Source organism: Oceanococcus sp. HetDA_MAG_MS8, from assembly GCA_019192445.1.
Lineage (GTDB): Bacteria > Pseudomonadota > Gammaproteobacteria > Nevskiales > Oceanococcaceae > MS8.
Genome location: JAHCMK010000004.1, coordinates 22,944 through 43,861, shown reverse-complemented (window position 1 = coordinate 43,861; position 20,918 = coordinate 22,944). Strand labels below are relative to the sequence as shown.

The following is a 20,918-nucleotide window of genomic DNA, read 5'->3' as shown; positions in this document are numbered from 1 at the left end:
TTTGTTCGGCATGTTTGCCTCGCTGTTAGCCGGCGCCACTTTGGTCCTGGGCTTTGCCCCATTGGGTTGGTCCGGGCTCATGGTTCCGGTGCTGGCTCTGTGGTTAAACGCCGCGCTGGGCATGTCCCCTCGGGTCGCTGCGCGCCATGCATGGGCCTTGGGCTTTGGACTGTACTTAGCGGGTGTGTCCTGGGTCTTCGTCAGCGTGCATCACTTTGGGGGGGCACCACTTTGGTTGGCTGTGGTGCTGGTATTGGCCCTGGCGGCGTACTTAGCCGTGTACTTGGGAGCCGCCGTGGGCTTGGCATGGTGGCTGAGCCACAATGCGGTGCTGCGCTTGATGCTGGCATTACCGGCAACGTGGTGGCTGTTCGAGCAGGCACGTGCTTGGGTGTTGGGCGGGTTCCCCTGGCTGAATCTGGGCTACGGGCTGAGCAATTGGCCGGGGGCAGACGGTGTGCTGGCGCTGGCCGGCGTTGACATGCTGGGCTTACTGCTGTGGTGGATGGCAGGCGCGGCGGTGCTGTTAATACGCGGCCAGAAACAATGGGCTGTGACGGCTGGGCTTGCCGCTGCAGCCTTTTGGGCGCTTTGTCCGCCGAGCCTGAATTGGACGCAGCCCCATGCCGACCCCATGCAGGTGGCCTTGGTTCAGGGGAATATGCCTCAGGACCAGAAATGGCGGCCGCAGAATTTGTTGCCCACTCTGGAGATGTATACCCAGCTGTCTTTGGAGCACCCTGAGGCGGAGCTGATCATCTGGCCAGAAGTGGCGGTGCCCGCGAGTCGTTACCGCGTCGAAAGCTGGTTTGAAGACTGGGATGATCAGGCGCGCAACCTGGAACAGGTATGGCTCGTTGGTGTGATCACTCGCCGCAACGGCCACCCCTACAACACCATGTATGCACTCGGCGGCGATGGTGGGCATTACGTGAAGCAAAAGCTCGTGCCCTTTGGTGAGTATTTCCCCGTGCCACAATGGGTGCGCCCGGTCTTCGATTGGCTCAATCTCCCGTTTACGGATATCCGCACTGATATGGAGTCCGATCGGTTTCTCTACGCGCATGGCGTCGCCCTGGCAATATCCATCTGCTTTGAAAGCGTCTTTGCGCAAAGCCTCGTGCGGCGCAGTGACGACGCAGGGCTGCAGGTCACGGTCACCAATGACGCTTGGTTTGCGGGCACTTTGGCGCCGGCACAGCATTTACAAATTGCGCAGGCACGCGCCGCCGAAACCGGGCGCCCGCTGCTGCGTGTGGCCAACACAGGCATAACGGCTGTGATTAGCCCTCAGGGCGAGTTACTGCAGCAACTGGGCTGGGGGCAGCGCGGAGTGTTAACTGCGCAGGTCCAACCCCGGCTCGGGATCACTCCCTACATGCGCTGGGGAGCTTGGCCGTTGATCCTATGGCAAGGCACGGTGCTGGGTGCCTTATTCCTGAGGCGTATCCTGTCTTCTTCCCGTCGGCGCTTTTCGGCGCTTCCACAGAACTAATTCCATTGAGCTATGCAAGAGTCCTATCAACCCGCCACCATTGAAGCGCAGGCCCGCACACTTTGGGAGGACGCTGGCGTTGATCGTGCGGATGACTCCTCGTCGAAGCCGCCCTTTTACTGCTTGGCAATGTTCCCGTATCCCAGCGGCAAGCTGCACATGGGGCATGTGCGGAACTACACCATCGCCGACGTCATTGCGCGCTACATGCGCATGCAGGGTCATGAGGTCCTCCAGCCCATGGGCTGGGACGCTTTCGGCTTGCCGGCTGAAAACGCAGCCATTGCACGCGGCGTGGCCCCGGCCGCGTGGACGCGCGACAACATCGCGCATATGCGAGAGCAACTCAAGAGCCTGGGCCTGTCCTACGACTGGAGCCGGGAGTTTGCGACCTGCGATCCCGAGTACTACCAGTGGGAGCAATGGCTGTTCACCCGGCTGGTCAAAAAAGGCTTGGCCTATCGCAAGAACGCCACGGTCAATTGGGACCCTATCGACAACACTGTATTGGCGAATGAGCAGGTGATTGATGGGCGCGGCTGGCGCTCAGGAGCCTTGGTGGAACAGCGCGAGATATCTCAGTGGTTTTTGCGCATTAGTGACTACGCTGAAGAGTTGCTCGAGGGTCTGGACAATTTAGATGGCTGGCCAGAAGCTGTGCGCAGCATGCAGCGCAACTGGATCGGGCGCTCGCGCGGGCTGAGTGTGCGCTTTCCCGTGGAGAACTCGCCAGAGTTTCCCGAGCTGGAAGTGTTCACCACGCGGCCCGACACCTTATACGGTGTGACTTATCTGGCCGTCGCTGCAGGGCACCCTCTGGCACAGGCAGTGGCCAAGCGTCGCAGTGATGTGGCGGAGTTCTGCGCGGAATGTGCCCGCGGCTCTACAGCGGCCGCAGATATTGAAACCCAAGAGAAAAAAGGCTTGCCTTTAGGGCTGCTGGCGCGCCATCCACTCACGGGTGACATTCTTCCCATCTGGGTGGCGAACTTCGTATTGATGGGCTACGGCACCGGCGCGGTCATGAGTGTTCCAGCACATGATCAGCGCGACTGGGAGTTTGCCCAGAAGCATGATCTGCCCATCCGTGCCGTTATCGCCAACGAACAGGGTGAGGCTCCAGATCTCAAGTCCGGGGCCTATATCGAGAAAGGGCCTTTGATCCGCTCGGACGAATACGACGGTCTCCATTTCGAAGCGGCGTTCAACGCTATTCGTGATGCTTTAGAGGCGGAGGGCCTGGGTGAGGAGCGGGTGCAGTACCGCCTGCGAGATTGGGGGGTTTCGCGGCAGCGTTACTGGGGCTGTCCCATCCCGATTATTCGCTGCCCCGATTGCGGGGATGTGCCCGTGCCTGAAGACCAGTTGCCCGTGCGTCTGCCGGAGGATGTGGTGGTCACAGGAGGGGCATCGCCACTGACTAAGCTGGAGGACTGGAAAAAGGTTGACTGCCCTCAATGCGGCCAGGCTGCGGAGCGGGAAACCGACACTTTTGACACCTTTTTTGAGTCCAGTTGGTACTACGCTCGCTTTGCGTGCCCTGATGCGCAGCAAATGTTGGATGAACGGGCTCGCCACTGGACGCCGGTGAGCCAATATGTGGGCGGCGTCGAGCATGCGATCTTGCACTTGCTGTATGCCCGCTTTTTCCATCGCCTGATGCGTGATGAGGGTTTGTTAAACAGCGATGAGCCCTTCCAGAGATTGCTCACCCAGGGGATGGTGTTGGCTGAGTCCTGGTCTAAACAAGAGGGGCAGCGCAAGCTCTGGGTGGCCCCGTCTGAGGTGGAGGTGAACCGTGACGACAAGGGCCGGACAGTATCAGGCCTAGACCGTGCCACGGGCCAGGAACTGTGCTTTGAAGGCATGGTGAAGATGTCCAAGTCCAAGAACAACGGTGTCGATCCTGAGGCGATGATTGAACGCTACGGGGCCGATACGGTGCGGCTATTCATGATGTTTGCGGCCCCACCCGATGCCAGCCTGGAATGGAGCGAGTCTGGCGTCGAGGGTGCTGCGCGCTTCTTGAAGCGCTTTTGGCGTGCCGTGTATGAGGCGAGTACGGCCGACCACAACCGGTCTGTAGACGACAAGGTTCGTGCCGACCTGCGCCGAAAGGCGCATGAAACGCTCGCCAAGGCGACGGACGATATTGGCCGCAGGCAAACCTTCAATACCGCCATTGCTGCGGTGATGGAGCTGCTCAACGCCAATCAATCGCTGCGCGATCATGCTGGCGCTGAAGCCGAGCACGAAGCCCTGCGCATTGCAGTGCAAATTATGGCGCCCATTACTCCGCATATTGCACAGGCGCTGTGGCAGGCTCTGGGTCAGTCGGGGTTGGTGGCCGTAGCGCCTTGGCCCAGCGTGGATGCGGATGCGCTGACGGTGAGCGAGGTCGAGTTGGTGGTACAGGTCAATGGCAAGTTGCGGGCGAAAATTCAGGTAGCCGCCGACGCTAGCCGAGAGGCTATCTTGGACCATGCTAAGAAGGATGAGAACGTCATTCGGTTCTTGGAAGGGAAGGCGGTTCGCAAAGAAATATTGGTGCCTGGCCGTTTGGTTAACTTGGTTGTGGGCTGATGCGCACAGTGCTGGCTGTCAGCCTGCTCGCCATGGCGTTGGCAGGCTGTGGTTTTCGTCTGGCGGGCGTCAGTACTTGGCCTGTTGATATCTGGCCGGGGTATAGGCTGCAAAGCCAGCTGGCGGGTATCGACGGAGAGGACTTCAGCGCCGCTGTGCGTGCCCAACTGGAGCTATCTGGCGTCAGTCGTTTGGCGCAGCCGCGCGCCACCTTGGTGCTGCAGAGCCTAGAGCAGCGCAAAATTGTCAGCGCTCTAGATGCTCGCGGGCAGGCAGCAGAGTTCGAATTACAAGGCCGCCTGCGGTTTCGAGTGGATGCCGGCGGTCGTAGTTCACCATTGCTGCAGGTGGTTGCACAGCGACGGTTGAGCTTCGACCCGAGCGTGGCCCTGGCTAAGCAGCAGGAAGAGGCGCAAATCGAGGCGGCGTTACGCCGAGAATTAATCGAATTATTGTTACTGCGTGTAGAAGCGGAGCTGCGAGGAATTAGTCCCGAGTCCTAAGCACCTGCTCCAGCGGTGCACGCTTGCTCAGCGGTGTGTTGAGGCTGGGGTAGCCAAACCATATTAAGCCGACGAACTCTTCCCGCTCTGGGTTCATGCCCACCAGATCAGCAAAGCCGTCGGCGCGGGTCACCGCGCCACTGGTCCATTTACTGCCCAGCCCTTGAGCCTGCAGGGCGAGGCAAAAGCTGTGTATGGCGCAGCAGCAGGCCGCGTAATTCTCGCGGTTGCGCACCGGGTCCGCATCGCGCTCGCAACTGACCAACAACCAGCCTGGAATTGCTTCCCACCGCTGGCGCTTCTTGGCGGCGGCCTCAAGACCTCTCTTTTGGGCAACCAAGTCTGCGTTCAGGTTGGCGATGGCTGCGATACTGCGCTTGCCCAACAGCTGAAAGCGCCAGGGGTTCGTGAGGTGGTGATTCGGCGCTCGGATGGCGCATTCCAGAGCTTCGCGGGTGATGGCTTCAGGTACTGGCGTGGTGGCGAAGTCCTGCGTGGTTTGACGGCTGCGCAGCAATGCGAGTTGGGCCTGCGTCTGGGACGTTGTGTTCATGAGGAAGGAGTCTGCAAGGCGTCTTCCAGAATTTCCAGTGGATGGCGGACCTCAATGTCATGCCTGAGGTTCATGTGTAGGCGCAGGTGCACCCGACAACCAATGTTTGTGGACACGAGGAATCCGGGGCCGGCATTGCACTCGTTCACGATTGCCTGGGCAAATTGCGCAGCATGTTCTGGATCATCTAATAAGTGTGTACCACCCGCACCACAGCATCCATGCCCACGGACCGGAATCAGGGTAATTCCCTGAATGCGGCTGAGCAGGTCGTGGATGGCCCGTGTGTTGCCGGCACTGTAATGCGTACATGGTGTGTGAAGGTATACGCGTGTGCTCTCCAGTTTTGGCTGCCAGTGGTCCGGCCATTCCTGCAGGACCAGTTGGCAGGCCTCAAAGACGTTATCTGCCGCGTCGCCTAAGGCCGCCAAGCAGCCACTATCCAGAGTCACCAACGGGGCTGTATGCCGGCCAATCTCCTCGGCATGTTTTTTGGCCAGTGTGGTGTGACCGGCGTGTTTGGCCATAGCGCCGCAGCAGGCACGCGGGCTGAGCGCCACCTTGTGGCCGGGAAGGCTGCAAAGCACGCGCCATACGGCTTGTTGGGCTCGTGAATCTAACTCGGGGGCAACACAGCCCTGGAACAGATGCAATGTTGCTGAGGACTGCGCAGTCTGCGCGGGCTCTTTGGCCCGTTGGGCGCGCGCCGCCGGATGTTTGGCAATGTTAGTAGCGAGGCTGAGCCAATGCTTACTCCGGCTGAGCCTGGCCGGTGCCCAGCGCAGGAGCGCCAAGCCGAGCCGGCGCCAGATGAGCCCTTTGGGGTCAGCCAAGAGCCACAAGCGTAAACGCTGATACCAGCGCAGATTCTCGGCCCGAAAAGCGTCTCGGATGGCGAGATAAGGTACTCCTGCTGGACAGACCGTCTCACAGCGACCACAGCCCAGACAATGATCGAGTTGCTCTTGCGCTCCAGGGGAGTACTCCAAGCGACTGGCTGCAATGGCTTCCATTAACACGATACGACCGCGTGGACCTTCCCCCTCACGGCGTTGGGTCTGATATGTCGGGCAGTGGGGCAAGCACAAACCGCAACGTACGCACTGATCGCTCAGCGCAAATGGGAATTGCGAGCTCATAGCCTCAGTTTACCCCGCCTATGATCCCGAATCTGCAGGACTATGGCGGCGTGTGCACAATGCGCAAGCTCAATACAAGTGTTCGCCAGAAATATGGATCTGTTGAAAAATATCGTCGCAGGCTGTGGCGCAGTCAGCGTGTTGGTTTTTACAGCGCTGGGCGCGCAAGCAGCCGAGGCTGAGTCGCAGCCTAACCCGTGGTTTGGAAAGGTCGCCGCTGGCTTGGTTGCCACCAGTGGCAATGCTGAATCGCGCTCGCAAAATGCTGAGTATGAGCTGCGTTACGGCCGGGAAGACGCATTGTGGGAACTCAGTAGCCGTGGCGCTCTGCTCCAGGTGCGCAGTGAGGTGCAAAACACCGATGCCGATGGCGAGGTGCGAAGCGACCAGCAAACCACAGCAGAAAACTATCGCCTGGATGTACGTGCAGAGCGCCGTGTGAACGAACAGAACTATGTGTTTGCCGAGGCGGAATATTTTAAGGATCTGTTTGCCAGCATTCGAACCAGCACTACGCAAACATTGGGCTATGGTCGGCGCCTACTCAATACCGACACGACGAGCTTCGACCTAGAGCTCGGCGCGGGTGCTCGGCAACAGGAGTTGCAGGCCACGCGGGACAGCGAAGATGAGTTCGTCGGTCAGCTGACAGCTCGCCTCAGTTGGGACCCACATGAGCGAACCAGCCTCACCCAGCGGGTGACGGTTCAGAGCGGTTCAGAAAACACGGTGAGTGAATCTCAAACGCGCATTAAGTTTTCTGTGATTGGAGCCTTGTGGACACAGCTGGGGCTGGATGTACGGCATAACTCCCAGGTTTCCGAAGGTTTGGAGTCCACGGATACGCGCAGCAGCGTGTCTGTACTCTATGAGTTTGGTGCGGCAGGTGGGTCCTGACGGTCAGCGGCCATCGGCATTTCGGCGCAAGCGGTCGACTGAGATGGCACTACTGGGAAGCTCATTGCGGCTTGGGCACGTCGCGACCAAAGTAAAGATGCCGGGTGTCACTTGTTTTTCGTGGCATGACGTTCTAAAATTCGCGATTCGCTAAACCTTTCTTATGCATGACGAGGCATTTCCTCGTTGGAGCAAGGGATCTCTGATGACCACCACTGTTTCTGCCAAGGCCGACGAAGTTCGCCGTGACTGGCTGCTCGTTGATGCTACCGACCTGGTCTTGGGCCGGATGGCGGCACACATCGCGCATCGTCTGCGCGGCAAGCACAAGCCGATTTACACGCCTCACGTTGATACCGGCGATTACGTCGTCGTCATCAATGCGGACAAACTCAAAGTGACCGGCAACAAGGCCGTTCAAAAAAACTACTACCGTCACTCGGGTCGTCCGGGCAATCTGCACGTGACACGTCTGGACAAGCAGCTGAGCGAGCGCCCTGAGCGCGTCTTGGAAGCCGCTGTTAAAGGCATGTTGCCGAAGAACAAGCTCGGTCGGGCAATGTTCAAGAAATTGAAAATCTACAGCGGCTCTGAGCACCCACATGAAGCTCAACAACCGCAAGCACTGACTCTGAACTGATATGGCAACTACGCAAAACTACGGGACGGGTCGGCGGAAAACCGCAGCGGCTCGCGTATTTATTAAGCCCGGAAATGGCGAAATCACGGTAAACGGCAAGCCGTTGGATGACTTTTTTGGTCGTCCTACGTCGCGCATGATTGTGCGCCAGCCGCTGGTGGAACTGGACGCCGAAAATCGTTTCGACATTAAAGTCACCTGCCGTGGTGGTGGTGCCAGTGGCCAAGCGGGTGCTATTCGTCATGGTTTAGCACGGGCGCTGGTGGATTTTGACGAGAGCTTCAAGCCAGTGATGCGCGCTGCAGGCTTTCTCACTCGCGATGCCCGTAAGGTGGAGCGTAAGAAAGTCGGTCTGCATAAAGCACGCCGGGCAACTCAATACAGCAAACGGTAATCGTCCGTTTGTTCAAAGCCGTCCTCTGGGGCGGCTTTTTTTTGCCTGCAATTTTCATCGTGCTCGCTGGTGTTGGAGTGCAGGCATCGCTGCTTGCGATGCAGGAGGCGAACGGCGATTCATCCGGGCCTTGCTAGAGTCCGGCGCAGGCGCAGGGCGTCTATGTGGGGAAGGTGCTCATAAGGCACGATGGCAGGCCGCTGAATCAGCTGTGCGCATACACAAAATGTCGCTACAGACGCTGCTCAGAAGAGCCGCGTTTGCTGAGGCGCATAAGCCAATAGGTTTCCCATGACCAGTCAGCTTTTTGTGCTCAGAGGCCTGCGCGTCACGCGTTTACGAGGCTAATGCTCTACTTGATCGACCGCCGGGGAGTAGGGTTAAGCCCAGTCCAAGGCCCAGTCCCCAGGCGCCATTAAGCAGTAAGGCGCCGACCCAGATTTTGATGTCACCACCTGCGGCAAAGGCCTGGCCTTTCAAGGGAAACACCAGCAGTAACGCGACTAAGCTTGGTCCCAGGGCGCCGATGACAATACAGCGTATCCAGAACGATGCTCCGCGGGCGGCGCCGACAAGGGGCCATAGTATGAGGCCCCATACACCCCCCCAAAAAGCCAAGGAAAACACGGCAGGTATGCCAAGTGGGGCTGTAGGCGCCATGGAGTAGGCAGGATAGGGGACTGCGCCTAAGCTATGCAGCAGGGCAAATAAACCTTGATGGAAGATCAGGGTCGCGGCAAAACCGGAGATAAAAGCGGCGAGTGCGTATGGCATGGGAGTCCTCCATGAGCGTCATTCACGGTCACAGTGTACGGGGCTGGCACTGCATGGGACCAGCTTTGTTCCGCTTGGGTGCTAAGCCTGTTGGTACGCGCTTAGTCTGAATGGTGCTCATGTAGGGGTTAGTGCTACAGCCAAGAAGTTCCGGGCCAGGCGTGCTTGCCACCAATGTGATGAGCACAAAAAAGCCGGCTAAGCAGCCGGCTTTCTTGTGGGATCGAACCCTTAAGGGTTTTCCTCACCACATACGGTGAGGTGCAACCAAAATCTTCGCAATTAACGGAAGATTTTGTGGTAGTGGTGGCGCGGTCCACGGACACGCTCGTCGTCCTGAGCGCTGGTTTCCATAACGGCCGTGTCGACCACGCGCATGACCTGCACGTTGCGTTTAAATGGTGGCTTGCCGCTGAAGTTAGTGTCATGCATGACTACGGTTTGAGCGGCTTCCTGACGTGCCATATCGGCAGCCGGCAGCACTTCCAAGCTACGCTTGAAAGGAGGACGGTGACGGTATTCAACCTCTTGCACTGTGACCGTATCCATGGCCTGGGTCGCGCCCAGGTTGGCGTTACCGGCGTGGGCATACAGCGGTGCGCTGAGCAACAGGGCTAAGGTAGCAACTTGGATTTTCATACCTAATCTCCTTGGGGTGTGGGAGGGGTGCCTCGAACTACAGCTCAATATATAGATGAGCTGAAGAATATCTAGTACAAAAATACAATAAATGTGATAGGAAAAACCGATCAGCTATTAGACTAAGGGCGTAGAGGCTCTGGCTGAGGCTTAGATAGGCACATGTTTTGCGACAGCCCACCTAACGGTGTCTGCCTGGTACCAACAATGCCTCGTCTCAGGAACTTTTTCCTTTATTTTGCACCATTATTGTGCGCCAATGTGGCCGCCCATGGGGTTGGGCCAGAGGCTGCTGTGGAAACAGTGGCCGCGCATGGTGTGGAACAAGATGTTGTTTTGGAACAACGCCCCTCCGGCGGCTTGTATGTCAATGCTCGTATTGGCGCCGAAACGCCGTCCGCGTTTCTTGTAGACACGGGGGCGGGTTACAGCAGCATTAGCCAGAAGCTTTTTCGGCGTTTGCAGCGGAAGAATGCCTTAGTGCACATCGATCGCGTTGCGGCGCGAATGGCAGATGGCCGGCTCCGGGCTATGGATATCTACCAGGCGCAGTCCCTGCAGGTGGGCGATAACTGTGAGCTAGGGCCGGTTGAAGTGGCCGTGCTGCCGGGGTCGCAGCGCAATATTCTGGGTATGAGTGCACTGGCTAAGGCCGCGCCCTTTATGCTCGGGGTGAATCCGCCATCGATGCGGCTGTCTCACTGTGCAGTGGCATTAACCCAACTCGGTGAGAGTTAGGCTCCCAGCCTGCTGCGAATAAGCAGGCCTCAGTGGCTTTGGCCCCAGTTAATCGCTGAGGGTATGGACTCCAGGGACCTGCATATCAGCAATCAAGGCCCTGATATCCTGGGCCAACTGCTGAAAGAAACCACGTGCTGGGCTGCTCGGTCGCCAAGCCAAGACATGCGTCCGGCTGAGTTCCTCGTCGGCTAAGCGGGTAATCCTCAGAGTGTCGGCGCGGTCCCCAATTTCTGAAGAAATATATAGAGCCGGTAGAAATGCGGCCCCCAAACCCATAACCACCATCACGCGAACCGAGTCCAAACTGGTGCCTTGGTAATCCTGCAACACCTCAGCACCCAAGCGCGCGCAGAGCTGCTGTATGTGACGCGAATACTGGTGCCGGTCTTCGATAGTGAGGATTTTCAAACCAGCAAGGTCGGCGCCACGAATGGGATGTCGGGCGCTCAGTGGGTGGTCCATGGGTAATACCAAGGCAATCGATTCCCGAAGCAGAGGCGTACTCCGAACATGGCTGGTATTGAGGGGTAGGGCGGTGAGAATAAGATCGTATTGGCCATGAGCGAGGTCCTGCTCCAAACGAGAAGGGATATCTTCCCTCACGTGTAGGCGTAGCTCTGCATATCGTTTGTGTAGGGCCGGTAGCAAGTGTGGCAATAAATATGGCCCTAAGGTCGGCGACACACCGAGTCTATACACCCCTCTGGCACCGCCGCGTGCCTGGTCGGCGAGTGAGGAAAGGGTGTCCACTTCTTCGACCACTTGGCGCGCCGGCTCCAGAAGTTCTCGGCCGGCGGGCGAGATATGCGTGCCGGCTCGGGAGCGCTCAAAGAGCTGGATGTTCAGACGCTTTTCCATCGCGCTGATGTGACCGGTCAGCGTGGGCTGACTAATGCCCAGGTGATCAGCCGCTCTACGGAAACTGGCATGCTCGGCCACGGCCAAAAAATACATGAGCTGCTGCAGTGTGGGGCGAGTGTGGGGCACGGATTGTCCAGGCGAAACATCGTTGTCGTGAGCCGTGGGTGAAGCCAAGCTCTACCCCCACATCATGCACGGTTCTGATGGCAGCTGGCCACATTCTTGCTACGAATCGCGCATGGCTACGTGGAGCGCAACATCCGAGACCACGCTGCAGATGCTCACTGCCTGGGTAGCCGGGCGGCGTCAGCGGCAGTCTCCACTGTGTATAGGCCTCCAAGGTGGTCAGGGCACAGGCAAGTCCACATTGAGTCAGGCCTTATGTGAGCGTCTGGAGCAGCATTACTCCTGGAGGTGCTGCGTGCTCAGTCTGGACGACTTTTATTTAGGGCAAGAGCAGCGTGTGGCCTTGGCTGCCGCGGTCCATCCTTTGCTGCGGACGCGGGGTGTGCCTGGTACTCATGACGTACAACGAGGTCTGCAGGTGATGCAAGCATTCCATAGTGCTTGGCCCAGCGAAGGTGTGCCTCTGCCCCGATTTTCCAAGGCTTACGACGATCGTTTGCCTGCTGAGGATGAATCCGTATTGGCCTGTCGCCCCGATGTCGTGATTTTTGAGGGTTGGTGTGTGGGGTTGCCTGCGCAGAGCTTGGAGGCACTGCATGCTCCGTGTAATTCGCTTGAAGCCGAGGAAGATCAGGCTGGGCGGTGGCGTCATTACGTCAACCAAGAACTCGCAGGTCCTTACGCCGAATGGTTTTCCTATTTGGATGATGTGGTGTGTTTGCTGGCGCCAGACTGGGAGAGTATCTGCCGTTGGCGGGCGCAGCAGGAGGAACAGACTCGGTCGCTCAGTGCCGACCCCAGAGCTGGTATGACCCCCGCCCAGCTCTCACGCTTTATGCAGCATTATCAGCGCCTCAGTGAATGGGCTGAACTATCGCTTCCACAGCGCGCGGCGGTGCGCTTGCGCGTGAACGTCACGCATGATTGGTTGCCCGATGTTCGCTGGTTGGCGCCTTAAATTGTTATCTACGCAGGGCTCAGATCTATGAGTGATTTCTACCAAAATGGCGTTATCCCCACCTTACATGCGCTACGACAGCGTTCTTTGGAGTCCTTGGAGGATGAGCTGCGCGCATTTAGGCGGAGTCGCCCCTTGGCCTTGGTTCTGCCTTGCCTCTACTCGGAGTTAGAAGGACCTGCAATTGAAGGCATCGTGCAGGAGCTGCAGGCGGCGGATTACCTTGACCAGATCATTATCGGCCTGGATCGGGCCACGGCTCAGGAGTACGCCCACGCGCAGGAATTTTTTTCCCGGTTGCCGCAGAAAACACACTTGCTCTGGAATGATGGGCCCCGCTTGCAGGCTATCCACAACGAGCTAGCGGCACAGGGTTTGGCCCCGAATGAGCCCGGAAAGGGGCGCAATGTGTGGTATTGCCTGGGCTTTTTGCTGGCGACGGAGCAACCTGGAGCTGTGGCTCTACACGATTGCGATATCGTCACCTATGAGCGCGGAATGCTGGCGCGTTTGCTATACCCGGTGGCTAATCCAGCGTTTAACTATCAGTTCTGTAAGGGGTATTACGCCCGCGCTGCCGAGGGACGATTGAATGGGCGCGTCTGTCGGCTGCTGGTCAGCCCCCTCATCCGAACTCTGCGCACGGTGTTCGGGCCCTTGCCTTACCTGGAGTTCATGGACAGCTTCCGTTACGCCCTGGCAGGCGAGTTTGCGCTGCGCATTGAGGCGGTAGAGAACCTCCGCATTCCCACCGATTGGGGTTTGGAAATTGGGGTGCTCTCTGAGATGTACCGCAATTACGCCACCAACAGAATTTGCCAGGTGGATGTGGCCGATGCCTACGACCACAAGCATCAAGACCTCTCTGCGCAGGATGCTAGTCAGGGCCTGTCGAAAATGTCGGTGGACATCATCAAAGCCTTCTATCGCAAATTAGCAACCAATGGCGTGGTGTTTACCAGTGAACATTTTCGCTCGATCAAAGCGACCTACTTTCGTACCGCCCTGGATTACATCGAAACCTACAGCCACGACGCCATGATTAATGGCTTAAGACTGGACATCCACGCTGAAGAACAAGCCGTGGAAACCTTCGCACACAATGTGGTGGCCGCTGGGCAGCACTTCCTGGCCAATCCTATGGAACAGCCCTTCGTGCCCAGCTGGAATCGGGTACGCAGTGCACGCCCAAACATTCTGGAAGAGATGCGCCAAGCAGTGCTTGCCGACGCCGCCCGTCCGGATGTGGCCGCATGAAGCATGATGGCCAGCAGGTTGCTGAGCAGGTCGCCGAGCACTTACAACGTATTTACTCCGACGATGTAGATATTGCGCAGTTGGCCAAGGACCTCTGTGATGCCATGGACCTGGAGGCCGACCAAGGCCTGGAGCGGCCCCCGCGTAATCTGTGGACACAAGCCGATGCCTGGGTGATCTGCTACGGCGACACAATTAGCCGGCCTGGGGAGCCTCCCCTACAAACACTCAAGCGCGTCTTGGATGAGGAGCTTGGCGGAGCGATCAGTGGGGTGCACATATTGCCCTTCTTCCCCTACAGCTCCGACCATGGCTTTGCCGTGAAGGACTATGCCGCAGTGGACCCCAAGCTCGGTGGTTGGGAGGATGTGTCAGCACTATCCGACTCCTACCGGGTCATGGCAGATTTGGTCATCAACCATTGTTCCAGTGAGCACCCCTGGTTTCAGGCCTTTATAGCCGGGGAGGGCGTCGGGCAGGATTACTTTCATAGCCTGCCCCCAGACACAGATCTCGAAGGCGTGGTGCGGCCACGCACAAGTCCCCTGCTCAGGCCGACGCGCTGCGCGCAGGGGGAAGCCCATGTGTGGTGCACCTTCAGCCATGACCAAATCGATCTCAACTTTGCCAATCCGGCGGTATTGTTAGAGTTCGCCACCATCATGCGGTCCATGCTTGACCAAGGCATTCGCGCCTTTAGACTCGATGCGGTGGCGTTTTTGTGGAAAGAGCTGGGTACCTCCTGCATTAATCTGCCCCAGACCCACGAGATCGTGCGCTTGTTACGGACTCTGGTTGAGGCGGTAGATCCGCAGACCATCTTGGTGACCGAAACCAATATTCCGAACCGGGAAAATTTGAGTTACTTCGGCAACGGAAACGAAGCCCACATCGTTTACAACTTTTCCTTGCCGCCGTTATTGCTCCACACTCTGCTGGCTGGGCATTCTGGCCACCTCAAAACTTGGCTGATGAGCATGCCCCCGGCGCAGACGGGTACATGCTTTTTGAACTTCATAGCCTCGCATGACGGCATAGGGCTGCGTCCGGCCGAAGGATTGCTAAGCGAGGACGAAACGGATGCGCTAATCCAAACCAGTCTGCGCAGTGGTGGGCAAGTCTCCTGGCGGAGTTTGGGAGGGCAGAGCCGGCCTTATGAAATCAACATCGCATTATGGGATGCGCTGCAAGGCACCCACCAAGGGCCGGATACCTGGCAGATAGACAGATTTCTCTGCGCACACGCGATTATGCTCGGCCTGGAAGGCTTGCCGGCGCTGTACCTGAACAGCGTGTTTGCTACCGCGAATGATCAAGAGCGCTTTGAGCGCACCGGGAAAAACCGTTCGCTTAACCGTCATCAGTGGGACGCGGATGAGCTCAGTGCCCGACTCGGCGATGCCCAAGACCCCGCCGCCATCGTCAGTTCCCGGCTACGGGAACTGCTAGCGCTGCGCCGCCAGCAGCCGGCGTTTCACCCCAATGCAACGCAGTTCACCCTGCATTTGGGCGATTCCCTGTTCGGTTTTTGGCGCCAAAGCATGGACCGAAGTCAGAGTGTGTTCTGTGTGAGCAACGTGACTAATGAACCCGTTCAACTGCGTTTGGACCAGCTCAACCTCACTGTGACTGACGACTGGCATAATCTCATTGGGGGGCGGCAATATGCGTCATTGGCCGATGTGGTCGATCTCGCCCCCTACGAAACCGTATGGATTAGCAACCGCCCGAGCTAGGGAAATGCGTAAACACTTCGCAGACGCAGGCCTAAGCGCTGTGGGGCACTTTCGCCGTAGGGCACATTGAGGAGACAACATGGCGGACGTTGACGTCCTAATTATTGGTGCCGGCTTATCGGGCATTGGTGCAGCGTGTATGTTGCGTAAGCAGTTGCCAGGTACACGCTTTGCGGTGCTGGAGGCCCGCCACAGCTTGGGTGGAACCTGGGATCTGTTTCGCTACCCCGGAGTGCGCTCAGACTCAGACATGTACACCTTAGGTTATGTGTTCAAGCCTTGGACTGGCGGTAAGGCTCTGGCCGACGGGGAGTCTATACGCGAGTACATTGCCGAGGCCGCCGAGGATTATGGTGTGGCGGACCACGTGCATTTCGGGCATAGGGTCACCAATGCCAATTGGAACAGTGCCAGGAATCGTTGGGAGGTTGAGGTACAGTTGGCAAGCGGGGAGATGCAGTCCTGGAGCTGTCAGTTCTTGCATTGCTGTGCGGGATATTACAACTACGCTGGCGGCTATCAGCCCGACTTCCCCGGGCGCGAGGCCTTTCAAGGACAGTTCGTTCATCCTCAACATTGGCCACAGGACCTGGATTACACCAATAAACGGGTGGTCGTGATTGGCAGCGGTGCGACAGCGGTGACTCTAGTGCCCGCTATGGCCGACAAAGCCGCAAAAGTCACCATGCTGCAGCGGTCCCCATCCTATGTGCTCTCCCTGCCAGCTCAAGATAAGCTGGCGCAAAGCTTCAGGCGCTGGCTGCCGGAATCCATGGCATATGGCCTGAACCGCTGGAAAAATATTGGCTTGTCCATGTGGTTGTACACGCTCAGCCGGCGTAAGCCCGAAACCGTGAAACGCTTTTTGCGTAAAGGGATTCGCCAAGCTTTAGGCCCAGACTTTCCGGTGGATACGCATTTCAAACCGGACTACAACCCCTGGGATCAGCGGCTATGCTTTGTCCCTGATGGAGACTTGTTCGCCGCTTTGCGCTCAGGCAAGGCCGACATCGTCACGGACCACATCGACAGCTTGACCTCCAGCGGTATTCGGTTGCGCTCTGGTGTGGAGATCGACGCCGATATTATCGTCAGCGCCACAGGCTTAGACCTCCAGTTTTTAGGTGGCATGCATCTGCATCATGATGGCCAGCCAGTGGACCTGACGCAATCCTATGTGTATCGCGGGATGATGCTCCAAGATCTACCCAATTTTGCCTTCACCGTGGGTTATACCAACGCCTCATGGACCCTCAAGGCGGACCTGACGGCGGCATATGTTTGCCGGCTTATCAAGCATATGCAGCGCAAGGGATATCAGCGTTGCACCCCGCGACTGCGTGATGATCGCCTGCAGCCAGAGCCCATTATTGATTTTTCCTCCGGCTATGTTCAGCGCGCCCTCGATCGCATGCCCAAGCAGGGCTCGAAAGCGCCGTGGAAGCTTTACCAAAACTACATCCGCGACCGTCTATTGTTGGGCTGGGGGCGTCTTGAGGACGGCAGTATGGAGTTTGCGCGGGGATGAGCGAGCAAGCTCTGGGCGGCCTGCCGGGCTGGGCAGCTTTGCTATTAGCCGGTGCCTATCTGAGCTGTTTATTTGCCGTGGCTTGGTGGGGCGACCGTCGGGGTGGGCGCAAGCCGCGGCGACTTCAGGCCGGTATTTGGACCCTGGCGCTGGCAGTGTATGCCACCTCCTGGACCTACTACGGGGCTGTCGGTGGAGCCACGCAAGACCCCTACAGTTGGTTCGCCATCTATCTCGGGCCTGTGCTGATGTTCACCATCGGTCTGCCGGTATTGAAACGGGTGATTCAGGCGGCTAAAGATAACCACGTTACCTCCATGGCCGACTTCATCGCCTCGCGATATGGCGGCGATACCCAAATTGGTAGCGTGGTGACCTTGGTGGCCGTGCTCGCGGTTCTGCCCTATATCGCCGTGCAGTTAAAAAGCGTGGTCACCAGCCTGGAAACTTTGGCGCCGAGTTTGCAGCACACTGGGGCTGACGTCGCCTTATTAACCGCTGCAGCTTTGGGCTTTTTTGCAGTGTTATTTGGTACCCGCCATGTAGCGGCCAGTGAAAAGCAATACGGCTTGGTACTGGCAGTGGCCTTTGAGTCTGTGGTGAAGCTTGCCGCTTTCTTGCTCGTCGGCGCCGTTTTGCTCTGGCAATACTCCGGCTCGACTTTAGATCTGGTGGTTCACAATCTCGAGGCCGCCCCGCCCATCGACGGCATTCGGTTCGTGGTGCTCACAGTTCTGGCGGCAATGGCGGTGTTGTGTCTGCCCCGTCAGTTCCACTTGCTGGCGGTGGAAAGCGGCGGGCCTGAAGATTTAAGCACCGCCCGTTGGCTACTGCCACTTTATTTACTGCTGGTGAGTGTCCTGGTCTTACCCTTGGCAGCCGTGGGGCAGGCCACTCTGGGAGCGACGGTAGACAGCGATAGTTATCTGCTGGCGCTGCCCATTGCCCAAGGTCAAGAGCTGCTGGCGAGCTTGGCCTTTATTGGCGGCTTCTCAGCGGCGTCGGCCATGGTCATTCTGGCCTGTATTGCTTTGGCCATCATGATCAGCAACGAATGGGTGATGCCGCGCCTGTTGCGCAGTGGCCGTTGGCCAGCGGATGGTGATTTGGGGGCCTTGCTGCGTCAGGTGCGACGTTTTGCCATTGCGGCCTTGTTACTGGCCAGCTACTTGTTCTATCGGGCCATGGCGGTGAAGTCGCCCTTGGCGGCGACGGGCGAAATCGCCTTTGTGGGTGTGGCGCAGTTAGCGCCGGCCTTGCTAGGGGCCCTGTACTGGCGAGGGGGTAATCACCTTGGGGTGATGGCTGGCCTGATGGTGGGCACAGCATTGTGGGCATACACCTTACTGATTCCCGGTTTTCTACCCGATGCCGCATGGATTCAGGACGGTCCTGCGGGCATTATTTGGCTGGCGCCGCATGCCTTGTTCGGCCTGGTTGGACTAGACCCTCTTGTGCACGGCAGCGTGTGGAGTCTGGGTAGCCATATTCTGCTGAGTTACTGGGTGTCGCGCTGGAGCCGGACTTCGCTGCGCGAGCAACTCAATAGCCATCGCTTTGTGCGTTCTCAGGACGCCAGTGGGCGTGGCGATTTACGCTACACCGACCTGAAGGTGTTGATCGAGCGGTTCTATGGGGCGGATCGGGCGCGGAGTTTGCTCGCCGAGTTTGCGCGTCACCACCCAGATATCCAAAGTCGTAGCGGGCGGGCGCCGCCGGAGCTGCTCAACTTTGTTGAACGTCGTCTTGCCGCTGTTATGGGCTCATCGAGTGCGCGTAGTTTGCTGGATGCGTTGGAGTCCGGCTCGGCGGACGCTGTGCGTGAGGTGGCACGCGCCATTGACCAGGCCTCGGGAGCGGCCCGCTTTAACCGAGATTTGCTGCAGGCCACTTTGGATAATCTCAGCCAGGCTGTCAGCGTGATTGATGCCGAGCAGCGATTGGTGGCCTGGAACCGTGCCTATGAGGGCCTTTTCAACTTTCCTGCGGAGTTGTTGGCCGAGGGTGCGCCTATCGAAGATATCCTGCGCTACAACGCCCAGCGGGGTTTGCTGGGAGATGGTGACGCTGAAGATCAGGTACAAAGACGCTTAGAACACCTCCGCCAGCGCCACCGTTACCGCCATGAGCGCCGGATGCCGGATGGGCGGGTCTTAGAGGTGCGGGGCGAGCCCATGCCTGGGGGCGGCTTCGTGTCCACCTTCAGTGACGTGACCGATTACAAGCATGTGCAGGAGGAGCTGGAGCGGACCAATGTCAATTTGGAGCAACGCGTTGCGATGCGTACCGCAGCTTTGGAGGATGCCAACACTCAGCTCACCTTGGCACGGGCGGAAGCGGAAACAGCGAACCGGTCCAAAACGCGCTTCCTCGCAGCCGCAGGCCATGATCTGATGCAGCCTCTGAATGCCGCCAAGCTTTTTGTTGCCAGTGCCCAGCAGCACACTGGCGAGGGGCCTGCGCGAGAAGAACTTCTGGGGAATGCCGAGCAAGCTTTGCATTCCATGGAAGGGCTGCTCACCGACTTGCTCGATATTTCGCGCCTGGACGCGGGAGTTTGGGAGGTCAAGCCTAGACCAGTTTCTTTGGAAGATGTTTTGCTCCCACTGGAGCGCGAATTTGGGGTGATTGCTGCTGAGCGTGGTTTGCAGCTTCGTGTGCGTCAAAGTCGAGGTGTTGTGGTGAGTGATCCACAGCTATTGCGGCGAATCCTGCAAAACCTTCTTTCCAATGCCATTCGCTACACCGAGCAGGGCAAGGTTCTGATGGGTGTGCGGCGGCGCGGGACTGAACTGGCGATTGAGGTTTGGGATACCGGGCCCGGCATCGCTCCGGAGCATCAGCAGCGCATCTTCGAGGAGTTTTCGCGCTTACAGTCAGTGCGCGGCGATATGGGTAAGGGCTTCGGCCTGGGTCTGGCGATCTGTCTGAGAATGGCCAAAATGCTGAACCATCGTATTGAGGTGGAGTCTGTGCCGGGTCGGGGGTCTTGTTTCCGCCTGCTGGCCGAGCGCACCACTGCGCGACGTCCAGTAGAGCAAGCCCGCAGTGGCCGTGTCAGCCGTGGTGCGGAAAGACTGCGCGGTGTGCGTGCGCTGTGTATAGACGACGATGCCGGGGTGCTGGCAGGGATGCGCGCCTTATTGGAAACATGGGGCTGCTCTGTAGAGACGGCCGATACACCAGAGGCCGCGACAGCGACTTTGGAGCGCTATCAGCCGCAGATCCTGCTTGCAGATTATCAACTCGGCCAAGGTCGTACCGGTGTTGAGGTGGTCGAGTCGGTGCGGGCACAGTTGCATGCACCAGTGCCAGCCATCCTCATTACCGCGGATGTGTCCTCGGAATCAGCAGAGGCGGCGCGGCGGGCGCATATGCGTGTGCTGCATAAACCAGTACGCCCCGCCGCGTTGCGTGCTTTGATGTCAGGCCTGCTCTGAGTCCTGCAGAGCTGGTGGCTGGCTACCGTCGGCTTGAAGTTGATGGGCTAACACAGCGGCTTGGGTGCGGCTATACAGCCCCAGCTTGCGCAAAATGGCGGTCATATGAGCTTTAATGGTCGCCTCAGAGACTTGTAGCTCGTAAGCAATTTGCTTGTTCAGAGCGCCATCGGCCAGACGCATAAAGACCCGGAACTGTTGCGGCGTCAGCGTGGCCAGCTTGGCCGCGGTATCTGCATCATCTGTGTCTTCTACTTCGTGAATATCATCGGGGAAAACAGTCTGCCCCGCGAGCACGCGCTCGATAGCTTCACGAATGTCCTCTAAGGGTGTGGACTTGGACAAAAACCCCGAAGCGTCGAAGTCCGCGGCACGACGCATGGTGGTGGGGTCGTCCATGGCTGATATCACAATCACTGGGATTTGCGGGTGTTGACTGCGCAGCCAAGCCAGCGAAGAAAAACCCCGCGCCCCCGGCATGTGCAGGTCCAGTAAAGCGAGATCCGCCTGCGGCTCTTCATCCACGATTTGTTCCAGTTCCGCCATGCTCGCCGCCTCATACACCTCGGCATTGGCCAGGGTGCTGAGCACGGCTTGCTTGAGAGCTGCGCGAAACAGCGGATGGTCGTCGGCAATCAGGATAGATGCCGGCAT

General features: G+C 58.3%; 18 protein-coding genes. 12 read left to right on the top strand and 6 right to left on the bottom strand.

Annotated elements, in window-relative coordinates:
- Nucleotides 1-10: 10 nt before the first annotated feature.
- The 3 genes from lnt to KI787_08615 are packed head-to-tail and all read left to right on the top strand — an operon-like array spanning nt 11 to nt 4,581.
- Complete coding sequence (gene lnt / locus KI787_08625) at nt 11-1,495, top strand: apolipoprotein N-acyltransferase (protein MBV6630015.1); 1,485 nt, start codon at nt 11-13, stop codon at nt 1,493-1,495.
- A 12-nt stretch (nt 1,496-1,507) separates the two neighbouring features.
- Nucleotides 1,508-4,078, top strand: a complete 2,571-nt coding sequence (gene leuS / locus KI787_08620; protein MBV6630014.1) for a leucine--tRNA ligase — start codon at nt 1,508-1,510, stop codon at nt 4,076-4,078.
- Nucleotides 4,078-4,581, top strand: coding sequence for a hypothetical protein (locus tag KI787_08615; protein ID MBV6630013.1), 504 nt, complete (start codon nt 4,078-4,080; stop codon nt 4,579-4,581). Before leuS ends, KI787_08615 begins: the two co-directional genes overlap by 1 nt.
- Here KI787_08615 and KI787_08610 read toward each other — a convergent pair.
- Both KI787_08610 and KI787_08605 read right to left on the bottom strand, forming a co-directional pair.
- A complete protein-coding gene (locus tag KI787_08610) occupies nt 4,565-5,134 on the bottom strand; it encodes a nitroreductase (GenBank protein MBV6630012.1) in 570 nt (189 codons plus the stop codon). The genes KI787_08615 and KI787_08610 overlap by 17 nt on opposite strands.
- Nucleotides 5,131-6,273, bottom strand: a complete 1,143-nt coding sequence (locus KI787_08605; protein ID MBV6630011.1) for a (Fe-S)-binding protein — start codon at nt 6,271-6,273, stop codon at nt 5,131-5,133. Before KI787_08605 ends, KI787_08610 begins: the two co-directional genes overlap by 4 nt.
- A 93-nt stretch (nt 6,274-6,366) precedes the next feature.
- Between KI787_08605 and KI787_08600 the strand changes: the two genes are divergently transcribed.
- From KI787_08600 to rpsI, 3 genes are all read left to right on the top strand, one after another.
- Entirely contained in the window at nt 6,367-7,170 is an 804-nt protein-coding gene (locus tag KI787_08600) for a DUF481 domain-containing protein (GenBank protein MBV6630010.1), read from the top strand.
- 205 nt (nt 7,171-7,375) lie between these two features.
- Nucleotides 7,376-7,810 carry a 50S ribosomal protein L13 gene (gene rplM, locus KI787_08595; protein ID MBV6630009.1) on the top strand — a complete coding sequence of 145 codons (435 nt, stop codon included), beginning with the start codon at nt 7,376-7,378 and terminating at the stop codon, nt 7,808-7,810.
- Nucleotide 7,811: 1 nt separating this feature from the next.
- Complete coding sequence (rpsI, locus tag KI787_08590) at nt 7,812-8,204, top strand: 30S ribosomal protein S9 (GenBank protein ID MBV6630008.1); 393 nt, start codon at nt 7,812-7,814, stop codon at nt 8,202-8,204.
- A 336-nt stretch (nt 8,205-8,540) separates the two neighbouring features.
- Here rpsI and KI787_08585 read toward each other — a convergent pair whose 3' ends face one another.
- Together KI787_08585 and KI787_08580 are read right to left on the bottom strand one after the other, a co-directional pair.
- On the bottom strand, nt 8,541-8,978 hold the full coding sequence (locus tag KI787_08585) for a hypothetical protein (protein MBV6630007.1): 438 nt from the start codon (nt 8,976-8,978) through the stop codon (nt 8,541-8,543).
- 282 nt (nt 8,979-9,260) lie between these two features.
- Nucleotides 9,261-9,617 carry a hypothetical protein gene (locus KI787_08580; GenBank protein MBV6630006.1) on the bottom strand — a complete coding sequence of 119 codons (357 nt, stop codon included), beginning with the start codon at nt 9,615-9,617 and terminating at the stop codon, nt 9,261-9,263.
- 207 nt (nt 9,618-9,824) lie between these two features.
- Between KI787_08580 and KI787_08575 the strand changes: the two genes are divergently transcribed.
- Nucleotides 9,825-10,355 (top strand): clan AA aspartic protease, encoded by a 531-nt coding sequence (locus KI787_08575; GenBank protein MBV6630005.1) that lies wholly within the window; start codon nt 9,825-9,827, stop codon nt 10,353-10,355.
- Nucleotides 10,356-10,403: 48 nt separating this feature from the next.
- Here the strand turns inward: KI787_08575 and KI787_08570 are convergent, their stop codons facing one another.
- Nucleotides 10,404-11,345 carry a LysR family transcriptional regulator gene (locus KI787_08570; protein ID MBV6630004.1) on the bottom strand — a complete coding sequence of 314 codons (942 nt, stop codon included), beginning with the start codon at nt 11,343-11,345 and terminating at the stop codon, nt 10,404-10,406.
- Nucleotides 11,346-11,457: 112 nt separating this feature from the next.
- Between KI787_08570 and KI787_08565 the strand changes: the two genes are divergently transcribed.
- From KI787_08565 to KI787_08545, 5 genes are all read left to right on the top strand, one after another.
- Nucleotides 11,458-12,303, top strand: coding sequence for a kinase (locus KI787_08565; protein MBV6630003.1), 846 nt, complete (start codon nt 11,458-11,460; stop codon nt 12,301-12,303).
- A gap of 27 nt (nt 12,304-12,330) precedes the next feature.
- Nucleotides 12,331-13,560, top strand: coding sequence for a hypothetical protein (locus KI787_08560; protein MBV6630002.1), 1,230 nt, complete (start codon nt 12,331-12,333; stop codon nt 13,558-13,560).
- Nucleotides 13,557-15,296, top strand: coding sequence for a sugar phosphorylase (locus KI787_08555; protein MBV6630001.1), 1,740 nt, complete (start codon nt 13,557-13,559; stop codon nt 15,294-15,296). Before KI787_08560 ends, KI787_08555 begins: the two co-directional genes overlap by 4 nt.
- A 79-nt stretch (nt 15,297-15,375) precedes the next feature.
- Nucleotides 15,376-16,824: an NAD(P)/FAD-dependent oxidoreductase gene (locus KI787_08550; GenBank protein MBV6630000.1), complete on the top strand. Its 1,449-nt coding sequence runs from the start codon at nt 15,376-15,378 to the stop codon at nt 16,822-16,824.
- Complete coding sequence (locus KI787_08545; GenBank protein MBV6629999.1) at nt 16,821-20,264, top strand: PAS domain-containing hybrid sensor histidine kinase/response regulator; 3,444 nt, start codon at nt 16,821-16,823, stop codon at nt 20,262-20,264. Before KI787_08550 ends, KI787_08545 begins: the two co-directional genes overlap by 4 nt.
- Here KI787_08545 and KI787_08540 read toward each other — a convergent pair.
- Nucleotides 20,250-20,918: a response regulator transcription factor gene (locus KI787_08540; protein ID MBV6629998.1), complete on the bottom strand. Its 669-nt coding sequence runs from the start codon at nt 20,916-20,918 to the stop codon at nt 20,250-20,252. The genes KI787_08545 and KI787_08540 overlap by 15 nt on opposite strands.